16 protein-coding genes and 1 pseudogene are annotated in these 17,813 nt (G+C 63.5%); 9 read left to right on the top strand and 8 right to left on the bottom strand.

Annotated elements, in window-relative coordinates:
• Positions 1 to 4: 4 nt before the first annotated feature.
• The 8 genes from arsH (at position 5) to EU555_RS31920 (ending at position 6,667) form a co-directional block, all read left to right on the top strand.
• Positions 5 to 760 carry an arsenical resistance protein ArsH gene (arsH, locus tag EU555_RS31955; RefSeq protein WP_205821037.1) on the top strand — a complete coding sequence of 252 codons (756 nt, stop codon included), beginning with the start codon at positions 5 to 7 and terminating at the stop codon, positions 758 to 760.
• A gap of 250 nt (positions 761 to 1,010) precedes the next feature.
• Complete coding sequence (gene pstS, locus EU555_RS31950; RefSeq protein ID WP_135419369.1) at positions 1,011 to 2,045, top strand: phosphate ABC transporter substrate-binding protein PstS; 1,035 nt, start codon at positions 1,011 to 1,013, stop codon at positions 2,043 to 2,045.
• 48 nt (positions 2,046 to 2,093) lie between these two features.
• Positions 2,094 to 3,068 (top strand): phosphate ABC transporter permease subunit PstC, encoded by a 975-nt coding sequence (gene pstC / locus EU555_RS31945; protein WP_135419368.1) that lies wholly within the window; start codon positions 2,094 to 2,096, stop codon positions 3,066 to 3,068.
• Positions 3,069 to 3,089: 21 nt separating this feature from the next.
• Positions 3,090 to 3,980: a phosphate ABC transporter permease PstA gene (gene pstA / locus EU555_RS31940; protein ID WP_135419367.1), complete on the top strand. Its 891-nt coding sequence runs from the start codon at positions 3,090 to 3,092 to the stop codon at positions 3,978 to 3,980.
• Positions 3,977 to 4,792 carry a phosphate ABC transporter ATP-binding protein PstB gene (gene pstB, locus EU555_RS31935; protein WP_135419366.1) on the top strand — a complete coding sequence of 272 codons (816 nt, stop codon included), beginning with the start codon at positions 3,977 to 3,979 and terminating at the stop codon, positions 4,790 to 4,792. Before pstA ends, pstB begins: the two co-directional genes overlap by 4 nt.
• 21 nt (positions 4,793 to 4,813) lie before the next feature.
• Complete coding sequence (gene phoU, locus EU555_RS31930; RefSeq protein ID WP_135419365.1) at positions 4,814 to 5,530, top strand: phosphate signaling complex protein PhoU; 717 nt, start codon at positions 4,814 to 4,816, stop codon at positions 5,528 to 5,530.
• A gap of 17 nt (positions 5,531 to 5,547) precedes the next feature.
• Complete coding sequence (phoB, locus tag EU555_RS31925) at positions 5,548 to 6,249, top strand: phosphate regulon transcriptional regulator PhoB (protein WP_135419364.1); 702 nt, start codon at positions 5,548 to 5,550, stop codon at positions 6,247 to 6,249.
• Positions 6,250 to 6,280: 31 nt separating this feature from the next.
• Positions 6,281 to 6,667: a hypothetical protein gene (locus tag EU555_RS31920; protein WP_135419363.1), complete on the top strand. Its 387-nt coding sequence runs from the start codon at positions 6,281 to 6,283 to the stop codon at positions 6,665 to 6,667.
• Here the strand turns inward: EU555_RS31920 and EU555_RS31915 are convergent.
• From EU555_RS31915 to EU555_RS31880, 8 genes and pseudogenes are all read right to left on the bottom strand, one after another.
• On the bottom strand, positions 6,637 to 7,887 hold the full coding sequence (locus tag EU555_RS31915) for a molybdopterin molybdotransferase MoeA (RefSeq protein ID WP_245524595.1): 1,251 nt from the start codon (positions 7,885 to 7,887) through the stop codon (positions 6,637 to 6,639). The two genes, EU555_RS31920 and EU555_RS31915, sit on opposite strands and share 31 nt — an antisense overlap.
• 71 nt (positions 7,888 to 7,958) lie before the next feature.
• Complete coding sequence (locus EU555_RS31910; RefSeq protein ID WP_135419362.1) at positions 7,959 to 10,571, bottom strand: arsenate reductase (azurin) large subunit; 2,613 nt, start codon at positions 10,569 to 10,571, stop codon at positions 7,959 to 7,961.
• A gap of 13 nt (positions 10,572 to 10,584) precedes the next feature.
• Positions 10,585 to 11,109 (bottom strand): arsenate reductase (azurin) small subunit, encoded by a 525-nt coding sequence (locus tag EU555_RS31905; protein WP_135419361.1) that lies wholly within the window; start codon positions 11,107 to 11,109, stop codon positions 10,585 to 10,587.
• A 168-nt stretch (positions 11,110 to 11,277) separates the two neighbouring features.
• Positions 11,278 to 12,606 carry a sigma-54-dependent transcriptional regulator gene (locus tag EU555_RS31900; RefSeq protein WP_135419360.1) on the bottom strand — a complete coding sequence of 443 codons (1,329 nt, stop codon included), beginning with the start codon at positions 12,604 to 12,606 and terminating at the stop codon, positions 11,278 to 11,280.
• Positions 12,596 to 13,990, bottom strand: coding sequence for a sensor histidine kinase (locus tag EU555_RS31895; protein ID WP_245524594.1), 1,395 nt, complete (start codon positions 13,988 to 13,990; stop codon positions 12,596 to 12,598). Before EU555_RS31895 ends, EU555_RS31900 begins: the two co-directional genes overlap by 11 nt.
• Positions 13,991 to 14,028: 38 nt before the next feature.
• Positions 14,029 to 14,892, bottom strand: coding sequence for a substrate-binding domain-containing protein (locus EU555_RS31890; RefSeq protein ID WP_135419358.1), 864 nt, complete (start codon positions 14,890 to 14,892; stop codon positions 14,029 to 14,031).
• Between the two features lie 189 nt (positions 14,893 to 15,081).
• Positions 15,082 to 16,011: a phosphonate ABC transporter substrate-binding protein gene (phnD, locus tag EU555_RS31885; protein ID WP_135419357.1), complete on the bottom strand. Its 930-nt coding sequence runs from the start codon at positions 16,009 to 16,011 to the stop codon at positions 15,082 to 15,084.
• 208 nt (positions 16,012 to 16,219) lie between these two features.
• A pseudogene (locus EU555_RS31880) lies at positions 16,220 to 16,392 on the bottom strand (IS5/IS1182 family transposase); the annotation flags it as partial.
• A 532-nt stretch (positions 16,393 to 16,924) separates the two neighbouring features.
• Between EU555_RS31880 and EU555_RS31875 the strand changes: the two are divergent.
• Positions 16,925 to 17,686: a helix-turn-helix domain-containing protein gene (locus tag EU555_RS31875; RefSeq protein WP_135419356.1), complete on the top strand. Its 762-nt coding sequence runs from the start codon at positions 16,925 to 16,927 to the stop codon at positions 17,684 to 17,686.
• Positions 17,687 to 17,813 lie beyond the last annotated feature (127 nt).

The following is a 17,813-nucleotide window of genomic DNA, read 5'->3' as shown; positions in this document are numbered from 1 at the left end:
TTTCGTGGACAAGCCCCTGCCGCCTGCCCCTTCCGCCCGCGACGGCTTCCCGAACCTGAGCCCGGGGCATTTCGCGGTGCCGACCGCAGCAGACCTGCACGTGGCACTGCCATTCACTCACGCCCCGCGCTTCCTGATCCTCTACGGCTCGTTGCGCGCGCGCTCGTTCAGCCGCTTCCTGGCCTACGAGGCAGCCCGGCTCCTCGAGGCGATGGGTGGCGAAGTGCGGATCTTCCACGCCGACGGTCTGCCCCTGCCCGACGACACCACCGCTGACCACCCGAAGGTGCAGGAGTTACGCGAGCTTTCTCTTTGGTCGGAGGGGCACGTGTGGGTGTCGCCGGAGCGGCACGGCAACCTGACCGGGGTGATGAAAAGCCAGATCGACTGGCTGCCGTTATCCGAGGGCAGCGTGCGCCCGACCCAGGGCCGCACCCTCGCGGTCATGCAGGTGTCTGGCGGCTCGCAGAGCTTCAACGCGGTCAACAGCCTGCGCCTGCTCGGCCGCTGGATGCGGATGATCACGATCCCGAACCAGTCCTCGGTGCCGATGGCCTACAAGGAGTTTGATGAGGCCGGTCGGATGAAGCCGGGGCCGCTCTACGATCGCGTGGTGGACGTATGCGAGGAGCTGATGAAATTCACGCTCCTGACTCGCGGGCGGGCCGACTACTTGGTGGACCGCTACAGCGAGCGAAAGGAACGTGAGCCGGAGCGCCTCAAGGCCGTCGCCGCAGATATTGGGTTCGGGAACCGGTAAGGCGACCGACTCTTCCCTCCAGAGCGTATCGCCCAACGCCATCCAGGCTGCTGGACCCGGAGACATCGTCCGCGAGAACTACGCATCCAGCCGGGCGGTGTCTCCGGCAAACCCTGCACTGGCCGATCGCTGTCATCCAACTGTCGCGGATCCGTCATACGGCCTGGTGCCGACGCAGGTATGGCGCACCAGGCGCCGGCGGCCGTACCACCGGCAGCTCCGGTCGCACGCTCGATCAAGGAGATCAGCAATGAAGTTTCGTGAACTCGCCGCTGTTGCGGGGATGACCATCGTCATGATGGGATCCGCGTCCGCGATCGACATCACCGGCGCTGGTGCCACCTTCCCGTTCCCGCTCTACTCCAAGTGGGCTGAGGCCTACAAAGCGGCATCCGGCAATGGCCTCAACTATCAGTCGATCGGCTCGGGTGGAGGCATCCGGCAGATCAAGGCCAATACCGTCGATTTCGGCGCTTCCGACATGCCCCTCAAGGGCGACGACCTCGACAAGGACGGCCTGGCTCAGTTCCCGTCCGCGATTGGGGCCGAGGTTCCGGCGATCAGCGTGCCTGGTATCGAAGCGCGCCAGATGAAGCTGACCGGCCCGATCTTGGCCGACATCTATCTCGGCAAGATCAGCAAATGGGACGATCCCAAGATCAAGGCTCTGAACCCTGATCTGAAGCTGCCGAGCGCCGGCATCAACGTCGTTTACCGGTCCGACGGCTCCGGCACGACCTTCGTCTGGACCGACTATCTGTCGCGAGTGTCCGACGAGTGGAAGTCGAAGGTCGGTGCCAACACCTCGGTCAGCTGGCCCATCGGCGTGGGCGGCAAGGGCAACGAGGGCGTCTCTGCCACGGTCAAGCAGATCCCGAATTCGATCGGCTACGTCGAATACGCCTATGCCAAGCAGAACAAGCTGTCTTATGCTCTGATCCAGAACAAAGATGGCAAGTTCCCGGTTCCTGAGATCGAATCTTTCCAGGCTGCCGCAGCGAACGCTGACTGGAAGTCGGCTCCTGGCTTCGGCATCATCTTGAACAATCAGCCCGGTGAGAAGGCTTGGCCGGTCACTTCGGCGACTTTCATCCTGATGCATAAGAAGAGCGACAAGCCGGATCGCGCTACCGCTGCGCTGAAGTTCTTCGATTGGGCTTACAGCAACGGCGACAAGCTGGCGTCTGACCTCGAGTACGTTCCGCTGCCGGCGAACGTGAAGGATCAGGTCCGTGCCGTCTGGAAGTCTGACATCAAGGACACGAGCGGCAAGCCGCTGTTCTAAGCGGGCAACGAGCAGAGGTTCCTGATGCGTAGTGACAGGAGAGAGAGCATGGCCGCCGGATCCGAGGCACTGAGCTACGCTGACCGCAAATCCGGGAGCCAAGTCATTTCCCTGACTGGTCGCAACGCGATTTTCCGGGCCCTCTGCCTGTCTTCAGCAATCCTGGTGCTCGCGGTTCTCGCGGGCATCCTCATCGCGATGTTCATCGGTGGCTGGCCAGCCTTCCGCGAGTTCGGCCTCGGGTTCTTCACCGGATCGGCCTGGGACACCCAGAACGACCAGTACGGCGCCTGGCCGGCCATCGCCGGCACCCTCTCCACAGCGGTGATCGCCCTGATCATCGGTGTGCCGCTCTCGCTCGGGATCGCCGTCTTCCTCACGCAGCTGGCGCCCGGCTGGGTACGTACGCCGGTGGCCACCGCCGTCGAGCTTCTCGCAGCAGTCCCCAGCATCATCTACGGCATGTGGGGCCTGTTCGTCTTCGTGCCGCTCTTCGCTCGCTTCTTCCAGGTCCCCGTGTCGAACTTGACCGAGGGACTGCCGATCGTCGGCACGATCCTCTACTCTCGCTCGCCGACCGGGCTCGGCGTGGCGACGGCCGGCATCATCCTCGCGTTCATGATCGTACCGTTCATCGCGTCGATCGCGCGCGACATGCTGGCCCAGATCCCGACCGTGCTGCGCGAGAGCGCCTACGGCATCGGTTGCACTACCTGGGAGGTCGTTCGCTACGTCCTCCTGCCCCAGGCCGGCGTGTCGATCATTGGGGCAATCATGCTTGGCCTCGGTCGGGCCTTGGGTGAAACTATGGCGGTCACCTTCGTGATCGGCAATGCCAATCGGCTCTCGTCCTCAATCCTGGACCCTGGCTCTACCATCGCGTCGCGCATCGCCAACGAGTTCAACGAGGCGCTCGGCCTGCAGATGAGCGCGCTGATCGCCACGGGCTGCATCCTGTTTCTGGTGACCTTCGTCGTGCTCGTCGTGGCCCGGCTGCTCGTCGCCCGCATGAAGGCGCTCTGAGAGACGCCGGGAGCTCTGTCCATGAACGCTGCTTCTCCTCTCCCTGCCGACACTCCACCCGCTTGGGGACGTGTGCGCGCGTCGCGCCGGATCGCCGATCGCATCCTAAAAGTCTCGGCAACCCTGTTCAGCCTGATCTCCGTGGTCGTGCTGTTCTGGATCCTCGGCATGTTGCTCGTGCAGGGCGGCACGTCCCTGTCCCTCGACGTCTTCACCAAGATCACCCCTGGGCCAGGCTCCGAGGGTGGCGGCCTCGTCAACGCCATCGCCGGCAGCCTCGTCCTGACCCTGCTCGGCATCGCCGTCGCAACGCCGGTCGGCGTGCTGGCCGGAACGTACCTGGTGGAGTACGGGCGCGGGTCGATCCTGGCGGCAGTGATCGGGTTCCTGAACGACGTTCTCCTGTCCGCTCCCTCCATCCTGATCGGGCTGTTCGTCTACACCTTGGTCGTCCAGCCGATGGGCACGTATTCCGGATGGGCCGGTGCCATCGCCCTCGCGATCATCGCCCTCCCGGTGATCGTGCGGACGACCGCCGACATGCTCGGTCTCGTGCCGAGCACCTTGCGGGAGGCCGGCGCCGCGCTCGGCGCACCCACCTCCCTCGTGACGCAGCGTGTGACCTGGCGTGCTGCCAAGGCGGGGATCGTCACAGGCATTCTGCTGGCGCTCGCCCGGATCGCCGGCGAGACGGCTCCGCTGCTGTTCACGGCACTGAACAACAACTTCTGGTTCAGTCCCAGCCTGATGGGCGGCGTGTCCAACTTGCCGGTCACCATCTTCCAGTTCGCGTCGGCACCCTACGAGAACTGGCGGCAGCTGGCCTGGGCCGGCGCGCTGATCATCACGGTCACCATCCTCCTTATCTCCATCGTTGCGCGCTACGCCCTGCGGAAGGACATCGTTCGATGAGCGCCTCCCCGATCCGAACTCAGTCGATTATCGGCCATATGGATGCCGACGATAGGGCGCGAGTTCGCCTGGCTGTCAAAGATCTGAATTTCTACTACAACACCTTTCACGGCCTGAAGAACGTCAATCTCAACTTCTACGATCGACAGGTCACGGCACTGATCGGTCCCTCGGGCTGCGGCAAGTCTACCTTGCTGCGGACCTTCAATCGCATCTACAGCCTCTACCCCGAGCAGCGCGCCGAGGGGCAGATCCTGCTCGACGGCCGCAACATCCTGGATCCATCAATCGACCTCAACGAGCTGCGTTCCCGGATCGGCATGGTCTTCCAGAAGCCGACCCCGTTCCCGATGTCGATCTACGACAACGTTGCTTTCGGATTGCGGCTCATCGAGCGATTGCCCAAGGCTGACATGGACGAGCGCGTGGAAAGCGCCCTGCGGCGCAGCGCCCTCTGGGACGAGGTGAAGGACAAGCTCAAGCAGTCCGGCATGGGCCTGTCGGGCGGCCAGCAGCAGCGCCTCTGCATCGCCCGCACCATCGCTCAAAAGCCGGAAGTGATCCTGTTCGACGAGCCGACCTCGGCCCTCGATCCAATTTCGACCGGCAAGATCGAAGAATTGATTGAGCAGCTGCGCGGCGAGTTCACGATCGCAATCGTGACCCACAATATGCAGCAGGCGGCTCGCATCTCCCAGTTTACAACGTTCATGTATCTGGGCGAGGTCGTCGAATTTGGTCCGACCGAGCGTATCTTCATGACGCCCGAGAAGAAGCGGACACAAGATTATATCACCGGTCGCTTCGGCTGATTTTAAGCAAGGACAGTGGCCATGAGTGAGCACATCGTCAGTTCCTACGACAAGGATCTGCAGAACCTGCGGCGCAGCATCGCCGAGATGGGCGGCATCGCCGAGAAGATGGTGGCCGATTCCGGCCAGGCGCTGCTGCGCCGCGACGCCGCCCTCGCCCAGGCGGTGATCGCCGTCGATAGCCGCCTCGACGGGCTGCAGCGCGAGATCGAGGAGAAGGCCATCCTCCTCATCGCCCGCCGTCAGCCGCTGGCGGTCGACCTGCGCGAGACGATCTCGGCGATCCGCGTCTCGGGCGACCTCGAGCGCATCGGGGATCTGGCCAAGAACGTCGCCAAGCGCGTCGTGGCGATCAGCGACCAGGTCCAGCTGCAGAAGATCGTCGTCGGCGTGGAGCACATGAACGAGCTGGTCCAGGCCCAGCTCAAGGACGTGCTCGACGCCTACGCCACCCAGGACACGGTCGCGGCCCTCGACGTCTGGGCCCGGGACGGCGGCATCGACGCGCTCTACACCTCGCTGTTCCGCGAACTCCTGACCTACATGATGGAGGACCCGCGCAACATCACGTTCTGCACGCATCTCCTGTTCTGCGCCAAGAACGTCGAGCGCATCGGCGACCACACCACCAACATCGCCGAGACCATCCACTACCTCGCCACCGGCGAGCCTTTGGGCAGCGAGCGACCAAAGAACGACGCTTCCAACTATACCGTCGTAAACCCTCCGAGCGCCTGATCAACCTGTGGTTTGGTATGAGCACGCGTATCCTGATCATCGAGGATGAGGAGGCCCTCACCCTCCTTCTCCGCTACAACCTCGAAGCCGAGGGCTTCGAGGTCGATACCGTCGCCCGGGGCGACGAGGCGGATCTCCGCCTGCTCGAGCAGGTCCCCGACCTCGTCCTCCTCGACTGGATGATGCCCGGGCTCTCCGGCGTCGAGCTGTGCCGGCGCATCCGCGCACGCCGCGAGACCGAACGGCTGCCGGTGATCATGATGACCGCGCGGGGCGAGGAGAGCGATCGCATCCGCGGCCTCACCACCGGCGCCGACGACTACGTCGTCAAGCCGTTCTCGGTGCCGGAGCTGATGGCGCGAGTGCGGGCGCTGCTGCGCCGATCGAAGCCCGCCCACGTCGCCGACCTGCTCGTGGCCGGCGACATCGAGCTCGACCGGGTCAGCCACCGCGTCCGCCGCGACGGCCGCGAGCTGCGTCTCGGCCCGACCGAGTTCAAGCTGCTCGAGTTCCTGATGCAGAGCCCAGGACGGGTCTTCTCCCGCGAGCAGCTCCTCGACGGCGTCTGGGGCCACGACGTCTACATCGATGAGCGCACCGTCGACGTGCATATCGGCCGCCTGCGCAAGGTGCTCAACCGCAGCCGCGACCCCGACCCGATCCGTACCGTGCGCGGCTCCGGCTACTCCTTCGACGAGATGTTCGCGGAAGCCGGTTGACTTATCAGGAGCAGTTGCCGATCCATCTCAGATGGAACCATCGAGACCGCTTGCGAAACGGCGCCTGCTTCAGGCTATTGAAACCGCGCTCGGCGAAGCGGACATCTTGCGCAATCTCGAGATCGCCGAGTTGCAAAAGAAGATTTCCGTGCTCTCGCAGGAAAAGAGATTTCTGACTTTCACGTGCCTGTTGCACCAAAAAAAACCGCTGACCTCTCAAGAAATTGCGACAAAGATAAAAGATCAACACAGCAATGTGCAGCGTAATCTGCACGTTCTTGTTGCGGAAAAGATATTTCTTGTTGAGCGCGATCCAATAACCGGGATCCATCGATTTTCGATCAACAGGCGTCTGACAAATTTCATGTCAGAATTTTTCCGAGGAGATCAAACCAAAAATCTGTCGCAGAAGGAATGAAAGGCGACGACTGATCCAGACGCAACCGGCGCGTGCTCCGGCCCGATTTCTACAAGTCCGTCCGCTTCAATCAGGGGGCGCAGTCGGCTTGAGCCACCCCGGCCGAGGATGTGAACGGTTCCCGCGGCGATCCGGGCCGGAACGAACTCTGTCCGACCGGGACGGCGCTCGTAGGTGTTTGCGACGCGCAGCTTCAATCCCGGCCGTCGGATGACCGGACGGCCCTCTAGGCTGGCCGTCATGGCGCGGCCGAGCAGCAGCCAGGAGACGAGAGCAGCCACGGGGTTCCCCGGCAGCCCGAGATAGGCTGCCCCGCCAATCCGGCCTACCACGGCCGGCTTTCCCGGCTTCAGTGCCATCCGCAAGGTCTCGAATGTCGCGCCCGCCAGCGCTGCGGCTGTGGCCGCGTGGTCTTCCTCCCCGATGGAGGCGCCGCCCGTGGTCACGAGCAGGTCGCAGCCCGCGGCCAGGGCGGTGAGAGACCTTGCGAGGTCCACGGGCGTGTCGTGCACACACCCGCCATCTACCGCCTCGAAGCCAGCTGCTTCGGCCAGCGCCAGGAGCATCGGCCGGTTGCTGTCGTAGATCGCGGCCGGATCGAGGGCGTTCCCCGGTTCTCGCAGTTCGTCGCCCGTGGAGATCACGCCGACGCGGATGCGACGTCGGACCGTCACTGCCGGATGCCCCTGCGCCGCGAGCAGCGCTACGTGACGCGCATCCAGGCGGGTTCCCGGTTCAAGAAGGGCTTCTCCAACGCGAACATCTTCGCCGCGCTTGCGGACGTTGTTCCCCGGGACCACGGCGCGGCTGGTGATCACCACGTCCTCATCGCGCCGGGCGTGCTCCTGCATCAGGACGGCGTCGGCGCCGACCGGGAGGGGCGCTCCCGTGAAGATGCGCATCGCCTGATCGGTCGCCAACTCCCGCGCCGACTGCCCGGCCGCAACCCGTCCAACAACAGGCATGCAGGTGCCCGGGGGGATCTCCCGGCCGCCGGTGACGAACGCATAACCATCCATGGCGGCCTGGTCGAAGGCCGGCAGGCTGACCGTCGCGATGACAGGCGTCGCCAGCGTCCGTCCTGCAGCCTGCCGCAGCGGGACTTCTTCTGCCGCCTCGATCGACCACGCATGCGCTGCGGCGGCGTCGCAGGCGGCATCCGGCAGGAGCAGCCCTCTCGCCTCGGCACAGCTGTCCAGCCGCGGTGCATGCATGTTCATGGCGGTCGATCCAGGGGGAGTGATGCCAGGTGACCGGGTCGGGTTTGAGGTGCCGACCCGGTCGTCTGCCCTTAGGAGGCCACGTAGTCCTGCGGCTTGAACGACAGGCCGCGCACCGCCTCTGGCGCATCAGCTAGTTTTCGGATGTTGCCCCAGGTCTGCTTGTAGTTCGGGATGATGAACTCGTTCACCCCGGCCGAGACCACATTCCCCTGAACACCACGAGGGAATGCGAAAAGCATGAATGTTTGCCGCTCTTTGACCCGATCTGTTGGGTAGACAATCGCCTGTGTTGAGCCGTTGTCGTTGTAGACCTCGACCAGATCGCCCTGCTTGAGGCCAAGCCTGGTTACATCTTGAGGGTTCATCTCGATCGTGGGCCACGGATAGCGATCCATGACGAAATCGTTCTGCTGGTCGAGATAAGCGCTCTGCCAGACGTGGTTCGCTCGTCCATTGTTGATCAAGAACGGGAACTTTTTTGACTCTTCCTCCTTGCCGGAGGCCTGCAGTCCACGCCACTTCGTTTCCATGAAGATGGCTTTGCCATCCTTGGTGTTGAATTTACCGTCGGCATACAGGCGCTTGGTGCCGATAATCTTGCCGCCCTCACTTGCGACCGGGACCGTTGAGGCCGCAGCCGACGGCTCTGACTTCTGAGCCGGTTCCTTACCGCGCGCCTCGATCGTCGGTCCCTGGACCACCATGCCGGGCGTCTGGCCAGTCGTCGTGCCGGCCGTCACTGGGCCGGTCGTGTCGAGGCCAACCGCCGGCTCCTGGAAGCCGTTGGTACCCATCGCCCGCAGGCGGGCGTAGGTGACGAACTCGCCCCCCTTCTCATGGCGGTGGTAGCCATCCATGAAAGCGTCTTCTTCGGTTTTCCAGTCGTAGCCCTTGAACTTGTCCGCGAGGTCTGCCTTGCCCATCTCGCGCAGGACCCGCTCCATGTGGTTGGCGAGCCGTGCCACGATCAGGCAGTCCGGCATGGACCGGCCGGGCGGGTCCATGTAGCGCTCGGTCAGGCGCATCCGGCGCTCGCCGTTCATCGAGGTGAGGTTCATCTCGCCCGACGTCGCCGCTGGTAGCCAGACGTGCGAACCTTGGCCGATCTGGGTCGGGATGATGTCGACGTCCACTGAGAACAGGCCGCCCTTGTCGATGGCGGCCAGGATGGCGTTGACCATCGCCTGTCGATCACCCCAGGGCACCGTCGCCATGGCGTCCTTCACCAGATCGGTGCGACGCTTGTAGGCGTTCTTGAACTGCAGCGCGTTCAGTGTGGTCTTGTAGTGGTCGCAGCCCCAGATGTGGTGAACGGCTCCCTGGCCGTTGATCAGCAGCTGATCGATATACGGCGCGGGCCGGCCGACATGAGCGTCGGACGGCCGGGAATAGCCTTCCTGGTGCCCGCCCAGCCGGACGCAGCCGCCGCCTGGGCGCCCGACGTTGCCCGTCGCGAGAGCGACGTTCACGAGTGCACCGTTGGTCCGGTAGTTGTCGTTCCCCCAGATCAGCCCCTTCTCATAGGCGAACATCGCGCGCCGCCGCGCGCCGCCTCCCTTGGGCTGGGCGATCCACTCGGCCGACTGGCGGATCTGGTCAACGGTCAGGCCGGTAATCCGAGCGGCCTCTTCCAGGCTGGTGCGGTTGCCCGCCACAGCCTTGTCGAAATCCTTGGTCGAGGCGCCGATGAAGGCTTTGTCGGTCCAGCCTTTGTCGGCGATGTAGGTCAGCCATGCATTGAACAGGACGAGATCGGTTCCCGAGTTGATCTGCAGATGCATGACTCGGTCTGCACCGGCCTCGACCTCGCATGCGTTGACCGTCACCGTGCGCCGCGGATCGATGATGACGATCCGCCCCGGCTCGACCGCCTCATTCGGAAATTCTGCCTTCTTCTTGTCGAGCGACGTCCCGCGCAGGTTCGGGATCCAATGATTCAAGAAATAGTTGGTCTGGGTTTCGAGCGGGTTGGCGCCTACAACCACGATCGTATCGGCGAGCTCAGCGTCCTCATAGCAGTTGTTCAGCTCGCCGACACCCATGTCGCGGGTGGCGTGCACTTCGGAATTGTAGGCGGGTCGATTATGAATGCGGATATTCTTGATCTTCAGTGATTCAAAATACAACTTTCCTGTCGCCCAGGTGTTCTCATAGCCGCCGCCGGCTCCGCCATGATCGTAGGCGGACACGAACAAAGCATCTTCGCCCTTGTTGGCTAGGATCGCCGCCGTGACGCGGGCGACGAGATCCAGTGCGTCGTCCCAGCTCGTCGGCTGCATCTGCCCATACCGCCAGACCATTGGGTCTGTCAGGCGCTGCTGCTCAGTGTTGCGAACCGAGGAGTAGGTCATCTCCGCCATGCGTGCGCCGCGGACAGAGCCGAGACCTGAATTGACCACGCAATTTTTATCGGGCTTGATGACAAGATGAACATCGCGTCCATCCTGTTTGACGATGTTGTACATCGACGGGGCGTACCAGGCGTCGGTGTCGGGCCCTTGTTGCTTAGAAAGGTCCAGATTGAATTTGTTGCCTGTGGGAGCTGTCGTGCCTTGCTTGTCGATATCCCAGCTATACGCCTTGTAGCCGCATCCAACGATGCAGTAGTGACACACGACGTTGTGCTCCTTGGCGTCCGCTGGGACGATTGGGAGCCGGTCGATCTGTCTCTTGTAAGCCATCGTCCTTCTCCCCTCAGAGCACGTTCGACAGACGGCCGTAGAGCAGCTCGTCGAGCCCCTCGGCGAAGATGTCGCCCTTCTGGTCGACCCGAAGCGAATACTGCGGAAGATTTTGCGTTGCGTGCCCCCAAGTTTCCTGACCGCCTGCTTCACAGTCGAAGACCGAATAATGCCCGGGGCAATTCAAAGTCCGTCGATCGGCACTGTAGGCCAGCGGATAACCTTTGTGGGGGCAGATCGTGCTGAAGCCCACGATGTCTCCATCAGGTCCGGCGCCGCCAGGTACCCGCTTGCCCAGCTTGAGTAGCACGCCTGGCGCTTCGGCGTCCGGATAGGCGACGCCGACCGGCTGGTTGAGCTTGAGGTCTTTGACATTGCCGAGCCTGGTGCTCGGGTACGTCACCCGCGCCGCGGGAACGGCGGCCTTGGCCGGAACCGACGGGATCACCGTCGCTGCTGCCGCTCCAGCTGCCGCGACGCCTGCGCCTGAGAGAAATCGCCGCCGGCCGGCATCGACCAGCAGATCGCAACGCTTCATGTCCCGCCCTCCCATCTGTTAGCCGTAGGCTTGGCAGGGAGCGTGCCATGCAGGTCTCACGCTTAACCTATTGTAATTCCAGCATCTTGCGGATCATCTGGCGGGGATCTGTCCGGATTTCTGAACCGGCAAGCGCTTGCGATGTCCGGAAACCCGAACGGACGAGCCTCAAGCCTCGGGAGGCGCTTCGATCCGGTAACGCCGCATCTTCTCCCACAACGTCGTACGCGATATGCCGAGGGTGCTCGCGGCTGCTGAGACGCCCCCATTCGAGTGCTGCAGGGCGCGCAGGATCTGGCGCTTCTCCGCCTCGTCCCGGGCCGCTCCAAGCGTCATGTCCGGTTCTCGCGAAGACGATTGCGCAGCTTTCCGCTCTGGAAAAAGATCCCCTGGCATGATCCAGGGGCCAAGAGAAAGCGTTGTTGCTCGCTCGATCCGATTTCTCAACTCACGCACATTCCCTGGCCAGTCATGACCACGCAAAACGTCGATCGCTGTGACTGCTAGGCCTTGCAGTTCAGATTGCTGCGCTTCGGCGAACGAGGCAAAAAATCTTCCAGCCAGCCACTCGATATCGTCTCCACGCCCGCGTAGCGGCGGAATACAGACTTGCAGGACGTTGATCCGGTAGAGCAGGTCCTCACGGAAAGTGCCGCTTCGGATGCGCGCCTCGAGATCGGCGTTCGTGGCGCAGACCAGCCGGGCGCGGAACGGCACGGCCTCCTCACCACCGACGCGGTTGAACGCGCGGTCTTCCAGAAGGCGCAGCAGCTTGGCCTGCAGCTTGATGTCGAGCTCGCCGATTTCGTCGAGGAACAGGATCCCGTTGCCGGCCCGCTCGGCGTAGCCACGATGACGGCCTCCGGCACCGGTGAACGCGCCCCGCTCGTGGCCGAACAGCTCGCTTTCCATGAGGTCTTTCGGAATGGCCGCGCAGTTGACGGCGATGAGTGGCCCAGGCCGTGGTTCCGTCAGGCTGTGCAGGAAGCGCGCACTGACCTCTTTTCCAGCTCCGGTCTCGCCGAGAAGCAGAACCGGGCTCGTGACCTTCGCGACGCGCCTCAAAAAGCGCTCTACGGCCTGCATTTCCGGAGAGACGCCGAGCGCTCCTTCCTCGATGATGACCGGCCGGCGCAGCAGCTGGCGCGCCCGGGCGAGGAACGTAGCCATTTCGAACGGCTTCGTCAGATAGTCGCCCGCACCCTGGCGCATCAGCCGGACTGCCTGGTCGAGATCCCCGAAGGCCGTCACGAATAGGAATGGCGGCGTTTCGGCGGCATCGCCTCCCGCCTTCAGCACATCTTCGCCCGTGCCGTCGGGCAGCCTCATGTCGCAGACCACGAGATCGACAGGTGTAGCCTTGAGGCCTCTGTAGGCTTCCCGGCACGTCCTCCACCACTGAACGGCGGCTCCCTCGAGGGTCAGGCGATCAACCAGGCTCTCGCCCATGATTGGGTCATCCTCGACCAGCGCGATGGTCCGGCCTTCAAGCGACATCGGCCAGCATCCTCTTGCCTGCTACCGGGATGCGGATGACGACGGACGTGCCGAACGGCTCGCGTTGGGTGACGGACACACGGCCTTTCACCTCGTCGAGCAGGCGCCGCGTCACCCACAGGCCGAGGGCGCCGTTGGAAGGGTGTGCGCCGGCCCCACCGTGCTCCAGCACCAATCGTCCGGGCTCAGGCAGGCCGGGTCCGCTGTCCTCGACCTGAAGTACCAAATGCGGCCCCTCGGCCGAGGCCCGGAAGGCCACGTCACCACCGGGCGGGCTCGCATGGCAGGCATTGAGCAGGAGGTTCAGCACGACCTGGCGGACCGGTGTCGCACACACCGCCATCTCATCCCTGGTTTCGTTGTTCCAGCAGAGATGCAGGCGCTTGCGCCGGATTTCCGGTGCGATGAGCAGCTCAAGGTCGTCGAGATCGATGGGACGCAGAGAATGGCTGCCCGGATCGGGTCGATGAACGGCCAATGCCGTTCGAACGACATCGCGGATGCCGTTCAGGCCGCGCTCGATCAGCGCGATGGTGCGGTCGCGGACGTCAGGCCGGCCCCCGTGCTCTCTGAGAGTGTCGAGCGCGGTCAAGATGCCGCCAAGGGGATTGTTGATCTCGTGGGCCATCCCTGAGGCGAGGCGACCCAGGCTCGCCAGGCGCTCTTCCTGCGCCACCCGCGAAAGAAGCGCCTCCCGCTCCTGCACGGCGGCGGCCATGTGGTTGAAGGCGGCGAAAAGCGTCTTGAATTCACCGCGAGCCTCGCTGACGACCCGGTCAGGGATGGGCGCAACTCCCGTTTCCAGCTCTGTCCGCAGATGACGAGCCAGAACCTGGACGGGTTTCATCATCCGCCTGACGGTGAGCCAGGCGGCCAAACCGAGGACGAGCGTCAAGACGATGTTCGTCGCGATCAGAGTTGCCAGTACCGCGCGCCGTTCCGCCAAGAGCGAGGTAATGTCAAACACGGTATACACCGAGCCGATCAACTTTCCGCCGGAGGAAAGATTTCGTCGGGTGACGGCCTGTCCGTCCTCATCCCGCATTTCAACGGTCGCGCCCGTCTTCGTCTCGACCAAGGCGGGCGGTAGTTTCATCCGCGATGGAACGGCCCGGGGATCCAAGGCAGCGATCACCACGCCGTCGGGATTGGCGACCACGGTCTGGAGCGGCCGCAAGCCCACGGCCGGCTGCCGGGATCGGTCCAGCACGTCGAAGACCTCCCAGGGGTCGTCATGCAGCACGGGATCGGCAAGAGCTAGCGCCAGACCGTCCAGGTAGACAGCCGTCAGATCGGTCACATGCCGCGTCTGTGCCTCTTCGAGCCGACTCAGCACGCGTTCCGATATGAAACCGGCGACCATGGCCATGAAGATCGTGACCACGAGAGGGATCTTGATCCCCAAGGGCAATCTGAGACGAGTCATCTGTTCAGGCCACGAACGACGGACACCTCCTCGGCGATGGTGTCATACAGCGACGATTGCTGAAGAGAGAAGCCGTCGAGACGGAGCATCGTGAGAACACTCTGCCCATCCTCGTCATCCGGCATCTGCCTCAACGCCGTCTGCAACCGCAATGTCAACGGACTTGCCGCAGCGGCGGCGGTACAGGCGATCGGCGGGAACCCCAGCTGCGCGGAACGTTCGACGATGCGCGTCGCCCCGATCAGATCCGGCTCAAGGTCCCGCATCACCTCGTAGACGTAACCGTCGACGCTCCCGCTCTGGGCGAGCCCTGCGCCCACGGCTCGGATGACGTTGCGGTGGCCATAGGTGAAGATGCTCTGCGCGAAGAACCTGTCCGGGGTTTTACCCTCGCGGGCGAGGGCCGCCGCAGTTACAAGCCAGCCGGAATTGCTGTCCGGATCAGAGAAGGCGTGTACATCGCCACCCAAGTCCTCAAGACTCGAGGCGGTCCGGTTCCGCTCGCAAATGAGATAGGATCGATAGAGTGGACGCTGCTGCCAGACCGGAACGCTCACCAGAGCCAAGTGCGCCCGGCTGACCACATACGGATAGCCACAGATCCAGGCCGCATCGACCTGTCCCGAGAGCAGAAGCGCCGTGATCTCCTGATAAGTCCGACGGCTCACGAGGCGTACCCTCCGATCGAGCTTGCGCTCCAGATACGCCCGCAGCCGCGACAGGAGTTCCTGGTCCGACGTCAGGAAGACGGGCGTCAGCCCGAAGCGGTACTCATCGGACGCCGCGCATGCCTTCGACGCCGCCGCGGTCGCGGTCAGGCTGGCGAAGGCCGTCAGCAACTCTCGCCGAGAACGCCGCATGATCAATCCTGCGCACTCAAGAATGCTCCTTGAGGCACAGTATCACCCTATTCCGCTGCAATGTACCTGCGGCTTGTCGCTGGCCAGTTCGGGGTCCGGTGGATCAAAATGGGCACAATGAAAGGGCCGGCAGCTTGGCCGACCCTTGTTGATGTGTCGATCAATATGTCAGATCTGAGGATTTACACCTCAATTTTTGCGGCGTTGCGCATCGTTAAATTTCAGCATTTCAATCATAGGATCAAAATCCTTAAGAGTGACGGGTACAAATTCAATATCTTTCCCGTCTGACAGGCGATCAAAAGTAGTTTTGTCCACCTTGGGGAGATCGAGGAAAGCCTTGCGTATCTTCGATTTGAGCTCTTCGTGTAGGGTAGCAAGTATCGCAAAGGGCCCCTCAGGAAGGAAATCGGACTTGAAAACAATCCTAAAATCTTCTTGCGACAGCGAGCCTCCACCGGGTTTCTTGAGCATACCCTTTGGTATCATGCGTGTGATCTGAGTATCATTCTCGGAGTTCCACAGATTGGCTGCGGCTTCCGCCGTGCCTTGTACGAGGGCGAGCACTGCATTCTCGTGGCTGCCGGCATAGAAGGTTTTGCCAAAAAACTTATCGACGTCGTAGCCCGCCTTGTTGAGGAAGAAACGAGGAGCCTGATTTCCAGAGGCTGAATTCGGATCAACCAAAGCAAGGCTCTTGCCCTTCAGATCGTCAAGTGTTTTGTAAGGACTGTCGGCGCGTACATAAATCACCGAATAGTAGCCGGACGCGCCATTGTTGTGCTTCTGATTGACGATGGGCTCGGCCTTGACGCCAGTCATCACCGCCCTGGCAAATGCGGCAGGGCCGTAGAACCCGATCTGAATGTTGCCGGCACGCTGGCCCTCGATCACAGCCGCGTAATCGCTGGCAACCCGCAGCCTTACAGGAACGCCGAGCTCCTTCGACAAGTACGCCGCTAGAGGAGCATAGCGGTCCGTCGTGCCGGATGCGTTCTCGGCGGGGATTACGCCGAGAGTGAGTTCCGGATATTTGGCCTTCCAATCCTGCGCAGCGGCAGGCAGAGCAAGACACCAAAGCGCGGCAACAGCGCCGGCGAAGCTGCGACGGGTGAACATGAGAGGATGTCCTCGGCCGAAGAGTTATGAACGGGCCGGCGGATTACGACCACTCAGCCTTGGCAGGCTTCTCGGTCGAGGCCTCCGGGCCGGCCAGCTCACCGTCGAGCATCTGAGTAGCCTCAAGGCCGTCGCGCTGGTGCTCGTCATCCGTCGCCGCCGACGCGGTTGGTTACTGTCCTCCTCACGACGTTAGGATGACAGCCGTGGCCTTGTCGGCGGGCAGCTTGTCGGGCTGTCGGCGCGGGCGTCCACGCCGCCCGCTGCGCAACGGCGGGATCGCACCCAGCTTCGGAGCATCAGCGGGTTGTCGTGGCAGTTGGCGCCACTCTGAACGAGGCCGAGCGGTGTGCCACGCGCGTCGGTGACGAGATGGCGCTTGGCCAAGAGCGTCGAGGCGGCCAAGTCGGTGGCGCGCTCGGCCAGGCTGAACACCGACGGTCGCGCTCGGCGATGGCGCTCGCTCTCAGCACGTCGGCGAGCAGGCGCTTGTCCTCTGAGATGTCCCGCAACCGGCGCTCCGCCTCAACCAGGCGCACCACGAGGCGGGTGAACAGCCTTGAGGCCATCTATCCTGCCGCCTGCGAGGTCGCCAACCCTGGCAAAGTTTGACGAACCGTTGCGGTTCATGCCGAATGCCAGCTTGGGCGGCTCGCATCCCGCGAGTCGCTGAGGAGACCACCGCCGCAGCAGTGAGACCCTAGAACGCCAAACGGCCCCACTCCTTGCCGGGAGGGGGCCGTGGCGCCGCCGAAGCGGGCATATCAGGGAACTCGTGCCCCCCGATATCGCCAGAGCCTCCCTCGGGAGTCAAGCTTGAACCTCGGTTCAGGCAACGGTGGCGGCTTGCCTAGTGAACGGAGCGCTTGCCGGCGCCTCCGATCGATCTGCCGCGGCCCGAGAGGGCCGAACGATGACCTATGCCGAGATGAAAGACGCGATCGCCCAGGCACTGCCCGCGGCGCTACCGGCTTTGCGGGATCAGCTCTACGCCCTGAACGGCGCCGGGCGCATCAGCGACCGGGACGCCGGGGAACTCGACGAAACAATCGAGGCGCGCCGCACCGCCGGCCGGGCCTCACCCGCCGCCGCGCCCCCGCCCTCCCCCGCTGTGCCCATCGGTGCCGTCATGGCGCGTGGCTCGATCTTCCCGCCTCGCCTCCGCCCCCGCATCAGCGACCGCCCCGCCGCGAAGCTCCGCCGCCGGCGCATCGCCTACTCCGGCCCAATCCCGCCGGGGCTCGCCGAGCGGTTCACGGTGGGCGAGATCGCCGTGCTCGGGATTGTCGCGAACGAGATCGCGGCCAAGGGCCGATGCGACTGCTCGGTGGCCGAGATCGCGCAGCGCGCCGGCGTCTGCACGCGGCTGGTGCAGCAGGCGATCAAGGAGGCCCGCCTGCAGGGCCTCATGTCGGTTGAAGAGCGCAAACAGAAAGGCGGCAAGCACCTCACGAACGTCATCCGCGTGCTCTCCCGCGAATGGGCGGCGTGGCTTGCCCGACGCAGCAAGACGAGGGGGGTGGGTGAATCGAAGTTCGCCCCTCTGGATACGAGGGGATTCTTTCCCTCTTTAGAATCGAGAGCGGCGCTGCGCGGAAGCCGCGCGACAGGTTTTCGGAGGGGGGATTTGGGATCCGGTGCGGCTGAGCGAGCGGCGGAGCGTCCTCGATTCTAGCCTGAGACGGCCGACAGCCCTGCAATCGCGAGCGCCGGACCATGGGTAGGTGTAGCGGCGCGCAATCGAACTGTGGCGGAGGCGCAATCGAGGGCGTTTTCCGGCGCACGATCGGTGAGACTGGAGA

Origin of the sequence: Methylobacterium nonmethylotrophicum (assembly GCF_004745635.1) — a bacterium.
GTDB classification, from domain to species: domain Bacteria; phylum Pseudomonadota; class Alphaproteobacteria; order Rhizobiales; family Beijerinckiaceae; genus Methylobacterium; species Methylobacterium nonmethylotrophicum.
Note: the sequence above shows the minus strand (reverse complement) of the source record. Positions and strands in the feature narration are given on the sequence as shown.

Bases quoted from the DNA above. Each gene is read 5' to 3' on its own strand.
- phoB (WP_135419364.1), top strand. From the start codon at position 5,548: ATGAGCACGCGTATCCTGATCATCGAGGATGAGGAGGCCCTCACCCTC.
- EU555_RS31920 (WP_135419363.1), top strand. From the start codon at position 6,281: ATGGAACCATCGAGACCGCTTGCGAAACGGCGCCTGCTTCAGGCTATT.
- phnD (WP_135419357.1), bottom strand. From the start codon at position 16,011: ATGTTCACCCGTCGCAGCTTCGCCGGCGCTGTTGCCGCGCTTTGGTGT.
- phoU (WP_135419365.1), top strand. From the start codon at position 4,814: ATGAGTGAGCACATCGTCAGTTCCTACGACAAGGATCTGCAGAACCTG.
- EU555_RS31875 (WP_135419356.1), top strand. From the start codon at position 16,925: ATGACCTATGCCGAGATGAAAGACGCGATCGCCCAGGCACTGCCCGCG.
- pstA (WP_135419367.1), top strand. From the start codon at position 3,090: ATGAACGCTGCTTCTCCTCTCCCTGCCGACACTCCACCCGCTTGGGGA.
- EU555_RS31900 (WP_135419360.1), bottom strand. From the start codon at position 12,606: ATGTCGCTTGAAGGCCGGACCATCGCGCTGGTCGAGGATGACCCAATC.
- pstS (WP_135419369.1), top strand. From the start codon at position 1,011: ATGAAGTTTCGTGAACTCGCCGCTGTTGCGGGGATGACCATCGTCATG.
- EU555_RS31915 (WP_245524595.1), bottom strand. From the start codon at position 7,887: ATGAACATGCATGCACCGCGGCTGGACAGCTGTGCCGAGGCGAGAGGG.
- pstB (WP_135419366.1), top strand. From the start codon at position 3,977: ATGAGCGCCTCCCCGATCCGAACTCAGTCGATTATCGGCCATATGGAT.
- EU555_RS31890 (WP_135419358.1), bottom strand. From the start codon at position 14,892: ATGCGGCGTTCTCGGCGAGAGTTGCTGACGGCCTTCGCCAGCCTGACC.
- pstC (WP_135419368.1), top strand. From the start codon at position 2,094: ATGGCCGCCGGATCCGAGGCACTGAGCTACGCTGACCGCAAATCCGGG.
- EU555_RS31910 (WP_135419362.1), bottom strand. From the start codon at position 10,571: ATGGCTTACAAGAGACAGATCGACCGGCTCCCAATCGTCCCAGCGGAC.
- EU555_RS31905 (WP_135419361.1), bottom strand. From the start codon at position 11,109: ATGAAGCGTTGCGATCTGCTGGTCGATGCCGGCCGGCGGCGATTTCTC.